Here is a 15,799-nt window from a genome sequence, read left to right on the forward strand (position 1 = left end):
GAGACTATTTCAATTAAGCGTGAAGATCAGAAACTTCTTGTTCTTTCACTTCTTCTACTTTTTCGTTTACACGTTCAATAGTTGCACCTAATGCAGCTAATTTCTTATGGAAACCTACATAACCACGGTCAAGATGTTTTAACTCAGTTACACGAGTATAACCTTCTGATACTAAACCAGCTAAGATTAATGCAGCTGCAGCACGTAAATCCGTTGCGCCTACTTCAGCACCCTGTAAGCTGTTTGGACCGTTCATAATAACAGAACGACCTTCAATTTTAATATCAGCATTCATACGACGGAATTCTTCAACGTGCATAAAGCGGTTTTCGAATACCGTTTCTGTAATCATGCTTGTTCCATCAGCTTGTAGTAATAATGCCATCATTTGTGATTGCATGTCTGTTGGGAAACCTGGGTGAGGCATAGTTTTAATATCAACCGCTTTTAACTTATCTGGGCCGATAACACGTACACCTTCGTTTTCCTCAATAATTTTAACACCCATTTCTTCCATTTTCGCTGTAATTGAGCGTAAATGTTCAGGTACAGCATTTTCAATTAAGATGTCTCCACCAGTAATTGCCGCTGCAACCATGAATGTTCCCGCTTCAATACGGTCAGGAATAATAGAGTGGTTTGCACCATATAATTTATCAACGCCTTCGATACGAATCGTTCCAGTTCCAGCTCCGCGTACTTTTGCTCCCATCGCATTTAAGAAGTTAGCTAAGTCAACGATTTCTGGTTCTTTCGCTGCGTTTTCAAGAATTGTTGTCCCTTTTGCTAATGTAGCTGCAGACATAATGTTTTCTGTCGCGCCTACGCTTGGGAAGTCTAAGTAGATTTTAGCTCCTTTTAGTTCTCCCTCAACGTATGCCTCAACAAAACCGTTACCAACCTGTACTTTTGCTCCCATTGCTTCGAAGCCTTTTAAATGTTGGTCAATTGGACGTGAACCGATTGCACATCCACCAGGAAGTGCAATACGAGCACGACCGTTACGTGCTAATAATGGTCCCATTACTTGAACAGATGCACGCATTTTACGTACATATTCAAATGGTGCTTCAATGTTTAGTTCTTTAGAAGAATCGATTGTTACTTGATTATTTTCAAATACGACTTCAGCATTTAAATGACGTAATACCTCATTAATTGTGTATACATCAGACAAAACTGGTACTTCAGATAGTACATTCTTTCCATCACTCGCTAATAGGGCTGCAGCGATTATAGGTAATACAGCATTTTTTGCGCCCTCAACACGCACTGTGCCGTTTAACCGCTTTCCGCCACGGACGATGATCTTTTCCAAATTATTCCCCTCCGTGTCCTTTTTTCAGTATCTATTCACTCAATACTCAGAAGTTATGATCGGTGTGCCAACCACAATTGTATCTTTGTTGTCTGTAGAACGTATTGCTATTTGCACATTTATTTTCTCTCTATTTGTTGAAAGAGCGTCATCCCACTTTTTATTGTATGCGGAGACTGACACAAATGCTCTTTCTTCTACTTGTTCGATCGCTCTTGCTGAAAGATCTTTCAAAAACTGATTGGTTTTATTTTGCAAAACACCTTCAATCTTATCATTCAGTACACCTTGAACACAAGTGTAAATTATAGGTTTTTCACTAAAAATTTTATTCATGTTTTGAACATACTTCGGGTCCCATTTCGCCCCACTTACTTCAAAGATAATGAAAGTGTTTTCTTTAGTATTTTCTTTACTCCAAGTTACTACTACTCGTTCTTCATGAGAAGAAAACTTTTTATAGGATGTAGCTTTATATCCATCTGGAGATTGCTCTAATTCCCACTTTTGAATATTTGCCTTGTCCTTCACATCGTTTAACAACTTTTGAAACGTATGTATATTAGAAATTGTTTTTGTTTCTCGCGCTAACCATGACCATTTTTCTACTTTAGCATTATTTTTCTCTAAAGCCTTAATCATGCTCTCCATTTTCTGTTCATCGTTTATTGGTTTCATCTCTCTATATCCAACCAAAAATAAAACGACACTCAAGACAACAATAAGAATAGCTTTAAGCTTCAATTTCATCCCCTCCTATCCCCATTGTTAACGGAGATTTGAGGTTCTATACACTTACTTTACTAAATACGTCAAACTCTTCGAATAGCCTAAATAATCAAGGAAAAAGTTACTTACAGATGTCCCAATTGCAATTGTAATTAAGATGAGTAATACCCGCGTCTGTAGCACTTTCCCGGACTTCATTAAACGCTCAATGTGAATGCCTTGCAGGGCCCACCACGTAATGGTAATAAACAATAAATGCGAAACAATGGCAATCAGTGCTTGTTGCCCTAAAAGTTGTGCCAAAAAATCGACCCCTTTTTACTCAGCTACTACTTATGAAAGAATATAAAAACGATACCATAATAAGTAGGAGCCACACTTTTTCAAACGCACATAGACATCTTACATTTTACATCGTGATTTTCTTTCAAAAAACGTATATCTACATTGCAGTTCACACAAAATAAAAAGCGCAGAGTACTGACTCCACACCTTTTATTTTCACTATTGTACCACGTTCCCTAAGAAGAAGAAATCTTTCATTAATGGAAAATATTCATAAAAGAAATTGTACCCAATCATCGGCATAATCCCTAGTATTACAATCGAAATTGCACAAAGGCTCATAACAACCTTTATATTTAACGGTAACCGTATCCTCTCTTCTGTCTCTCCTGTGCGGAAAAACATTTGTTGTAAAATACGGAAATAATATACGAATGAAACAACTGTCGTACCCATCATAATCGAAGCTAGTACGTAACGCGCTGGCTCTACATGAAGCGCACCTAAAAAGATGTTAATCTTTCCAATGAAACCAGCCGTTCCTGGTATCCCGGCCAGCGATAAAATAAAGATTGTCATCATTATCGCTGTAATTGGTGATCTTTTATATAATCCGGTAAAAATCGTTATGTTTTCCTTATCTTTTTGTAAGATTAAGCCGTGGATAATGGCAAACGCGCCTATATTCATAAGCATGTATGCCAACATATAAAACCACATGCTATCCATCGTAAATGGTGATAGTGCCACAAGTGGAACGAGTAAATACCCCGCATGTGCAATGCCTGAATAAGCAAATAAACGCTTTATATTGTATTGTTTTAACGCAACTACATTCCCAACAATCATCGTAATACTTGCTAGCACCGCAATATATATACTCATATGCCCATATAAAGATTGCATATCTCCTTGTATTAATACACTTGCAAAAACCATAAGGAACAGACGAATAATGAGTAGAAATCCCGCAACTTTAGAAATCGTTCCAAGAAAGGCGGTAACAGGTGTAGTCGCTCCTTCATACACATCAGGTGCCCACATATGAAACGGCACTGTGGCAATTTTAAATGAGAGCCCAATTAGCAATAAAAGAAATGCGAGAGCTAGCAATAACTGAATACCACTAGCGAGCTCCCCAGTGAGTACCTTTTGCATATCTACAATATTAGTTGAACCTGTAATACCGTATAAATAACTCATTCCAAAGAGCGTAATCGCCGTTCCAATTCCTCCGCTAATGACGTATTTCATTGCCGCTTCATTTGATGCACGGTTCTTTTTTCGTATTCCTACTAAAATATAGGAAGAAAGTGAAAGTAACTCCAAACCAACGAAAAGGGTGATAAAATCAACACTAGAAGCCATGAACATCGCACCAAGAAGTGCCATTAAAAATAAGTAATAATATTCGCCCTTATCTTCAATTGGATTCTTCTTATCATCGCTCATTGCGGTGCATAAAATAAGAGCTGAGGCGCCTAATAGCAACGTTTTAAATCCTTTTGAAAATCCATCTAACACAAATGATCCATTTAAAATATCTCCAGCCGGTTCGCTATATAGCGTAATTAATGACACAATCGCTAATACGATGGCAGCAATCGCACCAAGAGCTACATATCTATGGTTCAGCTTAAAAAACAAATCACATATGGAAAGAAGGATGGCGGCCCCGAGAATAATAAATTCTGGCACCATTAGATGCCACGATAAGCTAAGTAACGTATTCATATCCACCCTACTTCACCCCCAATGTTTTCAATGTATTTTGAAGCGGATCCCCTAGTATTTCTGGCATAACTCCAATTGCAATAATACAAAAGATAAGTAGTAAGACAGGGACGTACTCCCATCCGTGTATATCAGATTTTTCTTCCCACTCTTTCTTTCCAAATGTCACTTGAAGTGTCGCTCTTAATACGTATACAGCGGTTAAAATGATGCCCAGCACACCGACTGCAGCAATGACTGGTTTCCCTTGGAATAAACCGAGAAAAGTAAGAAATTCGCTAACAAACCCAGACATCCCCGGTAATCCAAGCGATGCCATCCCTCCTGCTAAAAAGAATCCGCTAAGTATCGGTACACTTCTTGCAAGTCCACCTAGCGCCGTAATGTCCGAAGTTCCAAAGCGCTGTTCTACAACACCCAGTAGGAAGAAGAGCAAGGCTGCAATTAAACCGTGTGATACAACTTGGAATAGCGCTCCTTGTGTACCAGGTGCATTAAGTGACGCAAGTCCCATTAACACAATTCCCATATGCGAAATACTAGAGTAAGCCAGCACTTTCCTAAAGTCCGTTTGGATGAGCGCTAACAAGGCACCGTATAATAAATTAACTACGCCTAATATCGCAATTAGCGTTGCAACATCGTGAAAATATTCCGGGAATAGCCCTTTCCCGAAGCGAATAATACCGTACGCTCCAATCTTTAGCAAAACGCCCGCATGAAGCATAACTACAGCTGGATGCGCTTCTATGTGTACATTGACCATCCAGCGATGCAACGGAAAAACAGGTAGTTTAATTGCAAAGGCAATCATTATGGCAATAAATACACCAAGCTGCAAGCTACCTGGGATGACGAGTTCTCCCCCTGCACTTACGCTTCTCAATATCTCTTTCAGCTCCACAATATTTGTTGTACCTGTTTTCGCGAACAAAATTGAGAAAACAATGAGCAAAATAGCTGAGCCAATACCGTTATATATTAAATAACTATACGCAGCCTTTTCACTCGACAATTTTCCCCACTTCCCAATTAACAAGAACATTGGTGGCAAAGTAATTTCAAAGAAGATAAAAAACAACATTAAATTTTGAGCAGCAAAGACGCCGAGCATACCTATTTCTAACATGAGTAACAGCATATAAAATGCTTTTAAATTTCTTTTAATAGAAAATGCTGCAATTGCTGCAAGCATCGCTAGAAGAGCTGTCAGCACCATCATGACAAGCGACAAACCATCAATGCCGAGCTCGTAATAAATAGAAAACCACCTTTTATCCACCGCCGTAAAATCTCCAAACTTAATCCATTTTACCTTTTCATCAAATAGTGACAAACTCTTTCCAGAAACATATGTACAAGCGAGGACGATAGCGATTCCAAATGGAAGCGCCGTCCCAAATAAGCCAAGCGCCCGCACTGTACGCAATTCCTTTTTCGGTGTTAATACAAGCAATAAAATTCCTAAAAGCGGGGAAAAAATGAAGAACGTTAACAACAAATCATTCATCGTAAATCCCCTCCCGTATAGAGCAAAATAATGACGAGTACAGCGAGCGAAACCGCTGTTACAGTACCGTACACTTGTACATTCCCGTTTTGAAGTTTCGACCCTAGATTACTTATGCCTTTAACTACACTTCCAATTAAAACTGCAATTCCTTCGACTACATACACTTCAAATAAGCGAAGCACATGAGCGATTCCTTTCGTAATAGGGATCACCGTCATGTTGTATAGTTCATCCACATAATATTTTTCTTTCAAAAGATTATAAAGCGATGTTTCCGTCCCCCCAGCCCAATCTCTAGAAATTGATTTCTTGCCATATATGAAATATGCAAGAGCGATTCCCGCAAATGAAATGAGTGTCGCAACAATCATAATCCAAACTGGTCCATGCGCTTCTTCAACCTTAAACCCTACATCTTTCGTCAACCAATCTCCGAGAAACGTCCCAAACCATGGTGTATTTATATATCCTGCCACTACCGCAAGAACGCCGAGAACAATCATCGGATACGTCATAACGCGAGGCGATTCATGCACTTCTTCCTTCGTCTTCGTTTCTCCAGTAAAGACAAGAAAGTATAGGCGGAACATATAAAACGCTGTTAAAAACGCCGCAATTACTGCTAAAGTAAATAAAACGTAATTGCCATTCATCCAAGTCGCCGCTAAAATTTCATCTTTGCTGAAAAAACCGGAAAGGAGCGGAACCCCGCTAATGGCAAGGGTACCTATTAAAAATAGTGCACCAGTTACTTTCATCTTCTTCTGTAAACCGCCCATTTTATTAATGTTTTGCGTATGCACAGCGTGAATTACACTTCCTGCCGCCAAAAATAGTAGTGCTTTAAAAAAAGCATGTGTCGTTAAATGGAATATTCCAGCTACATAACCGGCAGAACCTAACGCAAGCATCATATACCCGAGCTGGCTAACTGTAGAATAAGCAAGTACCCTCTTTATATCTGTTTGCACGAGACCGATAGAGGCCGCAAAAATTGCAGTGAAAGCTCCAACGATTGCTACGGTCTGCATCGCCACTGTACTTGCTGAAAATAGAGGGAACATCGTTGCTACTAAATATACGCCAGCTGCGACCATCGTTGCCGCGTGAATAAGTGCCGAAACGGGCGTTGGCCCTTCCATTGCATCTGGCAACCACGTATGAAGTGGGAACTGACCTGATTTCCCCATCGCCCCGATAAAAATTAATATCGCTGTTATTGTAATCATGGCCGGAGGTAGATCCCCTGTATAAATCGCCCTAAATATTGCATCATATTCAAAACTACCTGCGTAACAAAAAATTAAAATCATCCCGATAAATAGACCAACATCCCCAATACGGGTCATAATAAAAGCCTTTTTGGCAGCAGCCTTCGCTTCTTCTTTAAAGAAATAAAAACCGATAAGTAAAAATGAACCAAGACCAACTAATTCCCAAAATATATAAAGCTGTAATAAATTCGTTGATATAACGAGCCCTAACATCGCAAATGTAAAGAGTCCTAAGTATGCGTAAAAGGTTGGTAATCGTTCATCACCTTTCATATAACCTTTCGAATACACATGTACAAGCAGACTCACAAGCGTAACGATAAACAACATTAAAGCTCCTAATGCAGTCACTTCAAAGCCGAATGATATATCAACATCTCCAGCTCTAAGCCACACCCACTTATGCTTCACGCTTACTTCTGAAAACCTTTCTATTAATACAAGTACCGCAAGTATAAATGAGAGAAAGACGAAAAAAATACTAAGTATGCTGCTTCCTTCTCTAATTTTCTTCCCGAATATAATAAGTAACAAAAACGAAACGAGTGGGAAAAGCGGTATGAGCCATGCATAATCGATCATTGTTTCCTTCCCCCTTTTTCGGTCACAATGCTATCCTTTGAGCGTATCCATTTCATCCACCTGAACTGTCGTACGATTACGATACAAAGCAATCAAAATAGCGAGTCCTACCGCCGCTTCCGCTGCCGCTACAGCCATCGTAAACAGTGAGAAAATTTGACCTGTTAAATTCGGAAATAAACCTAACTTACTAAACGCCACTAAGTTTAAATTGGCAGCATTCAGCATTAATTCGATACAAACTAATACGATTACTGTATTTCGCTTTGTTAAAGCTCCAAATAGACCGATGCAAAACAAAATAATCGCAAGCGTTAAATATGCAGAAGCAGGAACGCTACTCATTGGAATCCTCCTCTTTCTCGTCCTTTTTCGCAAGTATAATCGCGCCAACAAGTGCTACAAGTAAAATAACTGAAGTTAGTTCAAACGGAATAATATATTTTGAATAGAGAAGCGTACCGATTTGAAGTGTATTGTTTTCATGGAGAGGTAAACTTCCTTGTGTGCTTTCATTTGCAAAATCAACATTATTCACAGCGAAATACATAACCGCTCCAAATGCTACAACTGCAAAGAAGATAATCCATTTTCGAAGAGTAAGACGCGATTCATTTTCCGCGTTATGTTTCGTTAGCATAATGCCGAAAATCATAATGATTGTGATTGCGCCAGAGTAAAGTAAAATTTGTGCAACGCCTATAAATTCGGCTGATAATAGAAAATACAAACCTGCAATGCTGAGAAATGTCAGAACGAGAGCTAGCATCATGTGCATAACTTTCGTTAAGTTCAACATAAGAACACCGCCGATAATTGCAGACAAGGCTAGTATAAAGAATGCTACAAACTCGCCATTCATGCCTTATTCTCCTTCCTGACGTTTTCGTCGTTTTCGTCAAGCCACTGCAAATTTTTAAATAAGTCATCACGTGAATATTCCGCGAGTTCAAAGTTATTTGTCATGACAATTGCCTCTGTCGGACAAACTTCTGTACATAAATCACAAAGAATACAAATTTCAAAATTAATATCGTACGTATCGATAATCTTTCCTTTTTTCGTAGGATCCGGATGTTTTTTCCCCGTTAACTGAATACAATCTGTTGGACAAATGTTGGAGCACTGATTACAAACAATACATTTTTCTGGATAAAATTTTTGAATCCCTCGAAAACGGTCTGGCAGTGGCAACGGTTGATTTGGATAATCATACGTTACCTTTTTCTTACTCAAATTACTTAATGTATATTTTAATCCTTTAAATAGTCCTTTCATCTCTTACTGGCACCCCCCTCATAGATTAGAAGAATAACTCCTTAATCAATGCCGTTAAGAAAATATTTGCAAGTGCAATCGGCAATAATACTTTCCAACCAAACTCCATTAACTGGTCACCTCTTATACGCGGGAACGTAACACGGAACCAAATTAATAGAAAGACTATACTGCTAAATTTCAAAGCAAACCATACGGCACCTGGAATAAATCCAAGAAACATGACTGGATTCCAGCCGCCTAAAAAGAGCACTGTAATTAACGATGCCATCCCGAAGAAATATACGTACTCTGAAAGCATGAAAAACGCCCAGCGAAAACCTGAGTATTCCGTATGATATCCAGAAACAAGTTCGGACTCCGCTTCTGGTAAATCGAACGGCGTCCTATTTAACTCTGCTACTGCTGCGATTAAGAAAACGACGAATCCAATTGGCTGTACGAAAATGTACCAAACTTTCTCCTGCGCCGCTACAATCTCATTTAGATTCAAGCTACCGGCTAGCAAAACGATACCAATTACGCTCATTACGAGCGGAATTTCATAAGAGATCATTTGCGCCGCCGCACGCATTCCTCCTAAAAGGGAGTACTTATTATTCGATGCCCATCCCCCAGTTACGACACCTATCGTCGTAATACCGGAAACAGCGATATAATAAAGCAGCCCTACTCCAATATCTGCGAACTGAAATTTGTCAGTGAACGGGATAACTGCGAGCACCATGAATGCTGGTGCAAATGCAATAACAGGTGCTAATATAAACAGCGGTTTATCTGCCGCTTTCGGAATACTATCTTCTTTCAATAATAGTTTTAAAACATCAGCTACCGTTTGCAGTAAACCGAATCGGCCTCCAACCTGGTTCGGTCCGATCCGCCCTTGCATAAACCCCATCACTTTCCGTTCTGCCAAAATTCCATATGTAACGAAGCCAAGGACTGCAAATAGTAGAAGCACCGCTAATCCGAAAAAAATGAAGAAATTCGTCCAGCTTGAAGGTGATTGTAAGAGTGTCTCAATCATTAGCCATCAACCTCCCCAAGTACAATATCAACTCCACCTAAAATCGTAATTAAATTGGCGATGTTTTCACCTTTCAATAACTTCGGTAAAATTTGCAAGTTATAAAAAGATGGCCTACGAAACTTCAAACGGTACGGCTCTTTCTTTCCGTCACTAGCGATATAGCAACCAATCTCTCCGCGCGGCGACTCTATACGGACGAACACTTCTCCCTTAGGTGCCTTAATAATTTTCGGTACTTTTGCCAGCACAGCTCCATCTTTCGGGAACTGCTGAACTGCTTGCTCAACAATCTTTAAAGACTCCTCGATTTCTTGCATTCGGCAAACGTATCGATCCCAAGCATCTCCCACGTTTCCAACAGGAATATCAAAATCAAAACGATCATAAATCGAATAAGGCTCATCTTTGCGAAGATCCCAGTTTACTCCAGTGCACCGCAAATTTGCTCCGCTTAAAGAATACGAAATCGCTTCTTCCGCGCTATATATACCAACGCCCTTCACACGATTTAAGAAAATCTCATTACCGCTAACAAGATCATGATAACCTGCCAATTGCTCTCTCATATACGGAACAAACTCTTCCACCTTTTCAATCCAACCATCCGGCGCATCCCACTTCACACCGCCAACTCTCATATAGTTAAAGGTAAGCCGTGCCCCGCATAATTCATTTAATAGATTTATAATCATCTCTCGTTCACGAAATGCGTACAAAAACGGGCTGACCGCTCCTATATCAAGAAGATTCGTCCCCCACCAAACGAGATGGCTCGCAATTCTTCCAAGCTCCATCGCAAGTACTCGCAAGTATTCGGCACGCTCCGGAATTTCAAGTCCCATCATCGTCTCTACAGCATGGCAAATGACGTAATTATTCGTCATGGCTGATAAATAGTCCATTCGATCTGTATAAGGGATAATTTGCGTATACTGTAAGCTCTCAGCAATCTTTTCCGTCCCGCGATGCAAATACCCAATAACCGGTGTAGCTTCTTTAATAATTTCCCCGTCAATCTTAATTACGAGCCTGAACACACCATGTGTACTCGGATGCTGAGGTCCTACATTCAAAAGCATCTCTTCCGTACGAATCATAGCTACACCTCCACATCATACGGTTCATAGTCTTTTCTAAGCGGATATCCTACCCAATCATCTGGCATTAAAATACGCGTTAAATTCGGATGCCCTTTAAATACAATGCCGAGCAAATCGTATGCTTCTCGCTCCGGCCAGTCGGCCCCTTTCCAAAGCGCTGTCACGGATTCGACTTGCGGCGCTTCCCGGTCTAGCTTTACCTTCACCGCTACCGATTGTTTCTTGCCATATGAAAACAAATGAACATACACTTCCATATGTGTCACAAAATCCGTCGCATGTAGCTCTGACATATAATCAAAAGCAAGTCCCTCATGGAATCGTAGTGACTCCATCACTTCATAATATTTTGCGGGATCCACCACAAGAGTCGGCACATCCTTTGACAGTTTATTAATATAAGAATCTACTAATGCTACCGCTCCTATCTTCTCCCTAATAGTCTCAACATATTGATTTAAATACGGCTGATTTACAGACGGTTCTTCTTTCTTTGGCTCATCATCTTCCTTCTTACCTTCAACTCCCTTTGTCTTCGCTCTTACAGCCGCTGCTGCTTTCGCTTTTGCCGCTGCAATTGCCTTTGCCTTTTCATCTCCCGAATCTCCATCACCTTGCGAGGCTTTCTGCTTCGCTAATGCTGCCGCTTTTGCCTTTGCTGCTGCTACTGCCTTCGCCTTGGCTTTCGCTTTTTCTTCTTCCGTTACTTCTTCTATTCCTTCTCTTTTCTGCTTCGCTAACGCTGCCGCTTTTGCTTTTGCAGCTGCTGCTGCCTTCGCCTTGGCTTTCGCTTTTTCTTCTTCCGTTACTTCTTCTGTTCCTTCTCTTTTCTGCTTCGCTAACGCTGCCGCTGCTGCACGCTGTTTTGCTTCTTCTATAGTGATACCATCATTTTTTGGTAGCGCTTTCTCTTTTTCTCGATCTTCCTCCTCAAGTTCACTTATTTCCGTCTCGTGTTTCGCTACAAGGCGTTTTCTCGCTTCTTCTTTCGCACGCCTAGCTGCTTCTTTTTTCAGATCCTCTAAATCTTTATTTGGATTACTCATTTATTCGTCACCTGCTTTCCGGTCTTTGCCTCGTAACGAATTTTCTCTTTTAATTTATTAATTCCATAGATTAAAGCAGCTGGATTTGGTGGACAACCGGGAATATACACATCAACTGGTACGATTTGGTCTACACCTTTCACAACAGCATATGAATTTACATACGGACCACCAGCTGTCGCACAAGATCCCATCGCAATAACCCATTTCGGTTCGGGCATTTGATCATATAAGCGCCGAACAATAGGAGCCATCTTCTTCGTTACTGTTCCCGATACAATCATGACGTCCGATTGCCTTGGTGAAGTCCGAAAAAATGACCCAAATCGATCTAAATCGTAATGTGATGAGCCTACTCCCATCATTTCAATTGCACAGCATGCCAGTCCGAATGTCATCGGCCATAAAGAGTTGCTCCTCGCCCATCCTTTCAACTGTTCCAATGTAGAAAAAAAGATATTTCGTTCTAATTCTGCTCGCTCATTTGGATGTAATTCCTCAAAATTTATAACCATTGTAACACCTTCTTTTTCCAAGCATACGCTAATCCAACTAGCAACATTACAACAAAGATGAGCATTTCGATTAATGCAAATAAACCTAGCTTGTCATACGCAACGGCCCAAGGATATAAAAATAAAGTTTCTACATCAAAGATCACAAACAATAAAGCGAAAATATAATAACGAGCATGAAACCGAATATTTGCATCATGAAAAGGCTCAATTCCACTCTCATACGTCGTCGCCTTTGCTGCACTTGGTTTATGTGGGCGCAGCATCCTTCCTAATGTAAGAGCCACTACCGGCAGCAATATACCTAATAGCAAGAAAATCAAAACGATCATATAACTATTTTCATATACACTTGCCATTGTGAAACCCTCCCCCCTAAATTAAGAACAAGTTCACATAGTAAACAATATGTCCTAGTTGCAGTAATTATTATTTTTAAATTTTTCTAAATAATGCAACTATTTTAATCATTATAGCAAACTTCAAATTCCTATGTCGATATGTTGGGAGACAGAAACAAGAATTATTAAAATCTATTTTTATAACTCGCTATACCTTTGCAAAATAAGTATAGAAATTATATATATTTTTCAAGAAAGCGTAAAAAATAAAAAGAGGAATTTATATGTATATACCGTGGGTGATATAAATGAGAAAACAAACACATGTAAGTATTCTTATAAGCATTGTATTACTGTCTATAACGATTCATTACGTAGCGATGCCTTTTCTATATGAATACTCATTTCCTTTTCAGCTATTAATCGGAATGAGTACCCTATTAATTGATATTATCGCTTGTAGTTATATACTTTACTTTTCAAACATGAAAGAAGGGCTACCTCGTTTATTTTGGATCATATTATCTGTTGGTGCGCTCTCTTATTTTATCGGTGATATAGTCGTTGCCTATCAGCGTTTAATTGCAAAGGACTTCTATACGTTCGTTGATCCGTCTGACTTTTTTTACTTACTTTTTTTAATTAGTTTTACATTTGCCTTTCTATACGAAATCATTTATAACCGAGATTTATTAGAAAAGCTTTTTATGATATGTGATATTTGCATTATCGTTACAGCCCAATTTACTTTAAGTTACTACTTACTTATTGAACGAACCATTCACGTTTTTACAACATCTTATATCGACATATTTGTTCAACTTACCTATCCAATGGCTGATCTACTCTTTCTCTTAATAGGAATCAATCTTTTATTCAAACCACTATCCTTATTACCTAAAAAGGTTGGTGCGCTTCTTGGCAGTGCTTTAATTTTATATGCTACTACAGATGCGATTTATGCTTATATAAAATACTTCACACCACAGTATTCTATGTTTACAGTTACTCCTTTCTATCAAGTAACCTTAGTACTAGTAGCAATCGCCTGTATTCTCCATACAAAAGAACCTGAAAAACAAGAACAAGTGCTACTAACACCTAAAATTGGTGAATCAATCCGATTATCATTACCTTATATTTCAGTAGTAATGCTTATTGTTTTTATATTAGTTGAATACGTTTTTGCACCGATTGTAGTAATTGGGCTTATGATAACTTTCTCTTTCGTTCTCATACGCCATAGTTTAGTTCGAAAACAAAATAAAATATTATTGCTAGCTCAAATGCAATTCAACTCAGAACTCGAGAAACAAATTGAGCTACGTACAGAAGATTTAGTAGAACAGAAAAATGAACTCTATCATAATCAACAAATGTTTAAATCTTTATACGAGCATCATCCAGATCCAATCTTCACATTAGATTTGTACGGTAATTTTCTCAAAGTAAATAACGCTGGTACTACTTTGCTCGGTTATCAAACGAATGAATTATTAAACCAGCCTTACTATTCACTCATATACGAAGAAGATTTAGAAGAAATGATTAACGCCTTTCATCGTGTAAAGAAAGGATATTCTATCTCTTTAGAAATACGGGCGTACCATAAAAACAGAGATATTTACTACTTGCATGTTACCGCCGTACCGATCTTTTTAAAGGAGAAAATTTCTGGAGTTTATTTAATGATTAAAGATATTACGGAAAGCAAACAACAACAAGAACAAATTAATTTCCTAGCATACCATGATACGTTAACAGAGCTTGCAAATCGACGTGCATTTCATCAACATTTAGAGAATGCGATTGCACGGGCAAAAATATCGAAAAGGCCTTTTGCTGTTATGTTTCTCGACCTAGACCGCTTTAAAGTTATTAATGATACACTCGGTCATCGAGTAGGAGATCTATTACTAATTGCAGTAGCAAAAAGGCTCGAGCAAATGGCAACACCAAATATGAAACTTGCGCGACTAGCTGGGGATGAATTCACAATCCTTATCGAAAATTATAAAAAGAAGTTAGATGTGCAAAAAATAGCGGATATGATTGTAGCGGATATGAATGAGCCATTCGAAATCGAAAATCAACATTTACAAATCTCACCGAGTATCGGAATCGCAATATACCCTGAAGCAGGTGAAGATCCGCTATCTATTTTGCAGCATGCCGATATGGCCATGTACGAAGCAAAGAATAAAGGAAAAAACGGTAGTTCTCTTTACACGAAAGAACTATATAAAAAAATGGAACGAAAAGCTCGAATTGAAAAAGATTTACCAATTGCTTTAGTGAATAAGGAGTTCTATCTCGTATATCAACCACAAATTGATATTACAACGAAAAAGATTATTGGTACTGAAGCATTAATACGCTGGAAGCACCCACTGCTAGGTGAAATCCCGCCTTGTGAGTTCATTCCTATTGTAGAAGAAACTCCACAGATCATTCCACTTGGACATTGGGTATTAAAAGAATCTTGTCACCATTTAAAAATATGGCATTCTTTCGGTTACAAAGATTTAAACATAAGTGTTAATTTATCCGCAAAAGAATTCCAGCAAGAGCAATTAATTGAAAACATTTCACAAATATTAAACGATGTGCAAGTCGATCCAAAATATGTAACACTTGAGTTAACAGAAAGAATTGCAATGATCGATGAGAAAGAAACGCTATTAAGACTGAAACAATTGAAAGAATACGGTATCCAAACTTCCATTGATGACTTCGGTACCGGGTATTCTTCTCTTGCCTATTTATCGATTTTTCCAATTGACACATTAAAAGTACCGAGGGAGTTTACACAATTAGCTGATCATCGTCCTGAAGAAAGAGCCATCGTTTCTACAATCCTTTCCCTCGCAAATACTTTAAATCTTTCAGTCGTTGCCGAAGGAATTGAAACTGAAAAACAACTTAAATTTCTGCAAAAACACAACTGTAAATATATGCAGGGTTACTATTTCAGTAAACCACTTACTAGTAATCAATTTATAAAGTTCCTACAAAAAACACCCAGTATGAACAAATTGAAGTGAACCCCGAAAA

Annotated in this window: 15 protein-coding genes; 1 reads left to right on the forward strand and 14 read right to left on the reverse strand. The window is 38.8% G+C overall.

The features are described from left to right. Positions 1 to 13: 13 nt before the first annotated feature. The 14 genes from murA to nuoA all read right to left on the reverse strand — a co-directional run bounded on the left by murA (position 14) and on the right by nuoA (position 12,763). Entirely contained in the window at positions 14 to 1,318 is a 1,305-nt protein-coding gene (gene murA, locus COK05_RS28820; protein WP_098615255.1) for a UDP-N-acetylglucosamine 1-carboxyvinyltransferase, read from the reverse strand. A gap of 39 nt (positions 1,319 to 1,357) precedes the next feature. Next, the gene (locus tag COK05_RS28825) at positions 1,358 to 2,062 is read right to left on the reverse strand and encodes a YwmB family TATA-box binding protein (RefSeq protein WP_373605409.1); all 705 of its coding nucleotides are present in this window, start codon (positions 2,060 to 2,062) and stop codon (positions 1,358 to 1,360) included. Positions 2,063 to 2,113: 51 nt separating this feature from the next. Next, complete coding sequence (locus COK05_RS28830; RefSeq protein ID WP_000057889.1) at positions 2,114 to 2,350, reverse strand: DUF1146 family protein; 237 nt, start codon at positions 2,348 to 2,350, stop codon at positions 2,114 to 2,116. 201 nt (positions 2,351 to 2,551) lie between these two features. After that, complete coding sequence (nuoN, locus tag COK05_RS28835; RefSeq protein ID WP_141539294.1) at positions 2,552 to 4,066, reverse strand: NADH-quinone oxidoreductase subunit NuoN; 1,515 nt, start codon at positions 4,064 to 4,066, stop codon at positions 2,552 to 2,554. Positions 4,067 to 4,073: 7 nt separating this feature from the next. Further along, a complete protein-coding gene (locus COK05_RS28840) occupies positions 4,074 to 5,576 on the reverse strand; it encodes an NADH-quinone oxidoreductase subunit M (RefSeq protein WP_098615258.1) in 1,503 nt (500 codons plus the stop codon). After that, positions 5,573 to 7,435 carry an NADH-quinone oxidoreductase subunit L gene (nuoL, locus tag COK05_RS28845; RefSeq protein WP_098615259.1) on the reverse strand — a complete coding sequence of 621 codons (1,863 nt, stop codon included), beginning with the start codon at positions 7,433 to 7,435 and terminating at the stop codon, positions 5,573 to 5,575. The genes COK05_RS28840 and nuoL overlap by 4 nt, the downstream gene beginning before the upstream one ends. A 30-nt stretch (positions 7,436 to 7,465) precedes the next feature. Beyond that, positions 7,466 to 7,780: an NADH-quinone oxidoreductase subunit NuoK gene (nuoK, locus tag COK05_RS28850; protein WP_000100079.1), complete on the reverse strand. Its 315-nt coding sequence runs from the start codon at positions 7,778 to 7,780 to the stop codon at positions 7,466 to 7,468. Continuing rightward, on the reverse strand, positions 7,773 to 8,297 hold the full coding sequence (locus COK05_RS28855; RefSeq protein WP_098615260.1) for an NADH-quinone oxidoreductase subunit J: 525 nt from the start codon (positions 8,295 to 8,297) through the stop codon (positions 7,773 to 7,775). Before COK05_RS28855 ends, nuoK begins: the two co-directional genes overlap by 8 nt. Next, positions 8,294 to 8,713 (reverse strand): NADH-quinone oxidoreductase subunit NuoI, encoded by a 420-nt coding sequence (gene nuoI / locus COK05_RS28860; RefSeq protein ID WP_000677191.1) that lies wholly within the window; start codon positions 8,711 to 8,713, stop codon positions 8,294 to 8,296. Before nuoI ends, COK05_RS28855 begins: the two co-directional genes overlap by 4 nt. Before the next feature lie 25 nt (positions 8,714 to 8,738). After that, complete coding sequence (gene nuoH, locus COK05_RS28865) at positions 8,739 to 9,740, reverse strand: NADH-quinone oxidoreductase subunit NuoH (RefSeq protein WP_098392111.1); 1,002 nt, start codon at positions 9,738 to 9,740, stop codon at positions 8,739 to 8,741. Next, entirely contained in the window at positions 9,740 to 10,840 is a 1,101-nt protein-coding gene (gene nuoD / locus COK05_RS28870) for an NADH-quinone oxidoreductase subunit NuoD (RefSeq protein ID WP_098615261.1), read from the reverse strand. The genes nuoH and nuoD overlap by 1 nt, the downstream gene beginning before the upstream one ends. Positions 10,841 to 10,842: 2 nt before the next feature. Further along, positions 10,843 to 11,889 (reverse strand): NADH-quinone oxidoreductase subunit C, encoded by a 1,047-nt coding sequence (locus COK05_RS28875; RefSeq protein WP_098615262.1) that lies wholly within the window; start codon positions 11,887 to 11,889, stop codon positions 10,843 to 10,845. After that, positions 11,886 to 12,404, reverse strand: a complete 519-nt coding sequence (gene nuoB, locus COK05_RS28880) for an NADH-quinone oxidoreductase subunit NuoB (RefSeq protein ID WP_000236331.1) — start codon at positions 12,402 to 12,404, stop codon at positions 11,886 to 11,888. The genes COK05_RS28875 and nuoB overlap by 4 nt, the downstream gene beginning before the upstream one ends. Continuing rightward, positions 12,395 to 12,763: an NADH-quinone oxidoreductase subunit NuoA gene (gene nuoA / locus COK05_RS28885; protein ID WP_097902978.1), complete on the reverse strand. Its 369-nt coding sequence runs from the start codon at positions 12,761 to 12,763 to the stop codon at positions 12,395 to 12,397. The genes nuoB and nuoA overlap by 10 nt, the downstream gene beginning before the upstream one ends. 290 nt (positions 12,764 to 13,053) lie before the next feature. Here nuoA and COK05_RS28890 point away from each other — a divergent pair, with 290 nt between their 5' ends. Continuing rightward, positions 13,054 to 15,789 (forward strand): putative bifunctional diguanylate cyclase/phosphodiesterase, encoded by a 2,736-nt coding sequence (locus COK05_RS28890; protein WP_098615263.1) that lies wholly within the window; start codon positions 13,054 to 13,056, stop codon positions 15,787 to 15,789. Positions 15,790 to 15,799 lie beyond the last annotated feature (10 nt).

Origin of the sequence: Bacillus cereus, assembly GCF_002567495.1 — a bacterium.
Lineage (GTDB): Bacteria > Bacillota > Bacilli > Bacillales > Bacillaceae_G > Bacillus_A > Bacillus_A cereus_AQ.

Excerpts from the sequence above, each read along its gene's own strand:
- nuoN (WP_141539294.1), bottom strand. The coding sequence starts at position 4,066 with ATGAATACGTTACTTAGCTTATCGTGGCATCTAATGGTGCCAGAATTT.
- COK05_RS28875 (WP_098615262.1), bottom strand. The coding sequence starts at position 11,889 with ATGAGTAATCCAAATAAAGATTTAGAGGATCTGAAAAAAGAAGCAGCT.
- nuoA (WP_097902978.1), bottom strand. The coding sequence starts at position 12,763 with ATGGCAAGTGTATATGAAAATAGTTATATGATCGTTTTGATTTTCTTG.
- COK05_RS28855 (WP_098615260.1), bottom strand. The coding sequence starts at position 8,297 with ATGAATGGCGAGTTTGTAGCATTCTTTATACTAGCCTTGTCTGCAATT.
- nuoB (WP_000236331.1), bottom strand. The coding sequence starts at position 12,404 with ATGGTTATAAATTTTGAGGAATTACATCCAAATGAGCGAGCAGAATTA.
- nuoH (WP_098392111.1), bottom strand. The coding sequence starts at position 9,740 with ATGATTGAGACACTCTTACAATCACCTTCAAGCTGGACGAATTTCTTC.
- COK05_RS28840 (WP_098615258.1), bottom strand. The coding sequence starts at position 5,576 with ATGAATGATTTGTTGTTAACGTTCTTCATTTTTTCCCCGCTTTTAGGA.
- nuoL (WP_098615259.1), bottom strand. The coding sequence starts at position 7,435 with ATGATCGATTATGCATGGCTCATACCGCTTTTCCCACTCGTTTCGTTT.
- nuoI (WP_000677191.1), bottom strand. The coding sequence starts at position 8,713 with ATGAAAGGACTATTTAAAGGATTAAAATATACATTAAGTAATTTGAGT.
- COK05_RS28890 (WP_098615263.1), top strand. The coding sequence starts at position 13,054 with ATGAGAAAACAAACACATGTAAGTATTCTTATAAGCATTGTATTACTG.
- nuoD (WP_098615261.1), bottom strand. The coding sequence starts at position 10,840 with ATGATTCGTACGGAAGAGATGCTTTTGAATGTAGGACCTCAGCATCCG.
- nuoK (WP_000100079.1), bottom strand. The coding sequence starts at position 7,780 with ATGAGTAGCGTTCCTGCTTCTGCATATTTAACGCTTGCGATTATTTTG.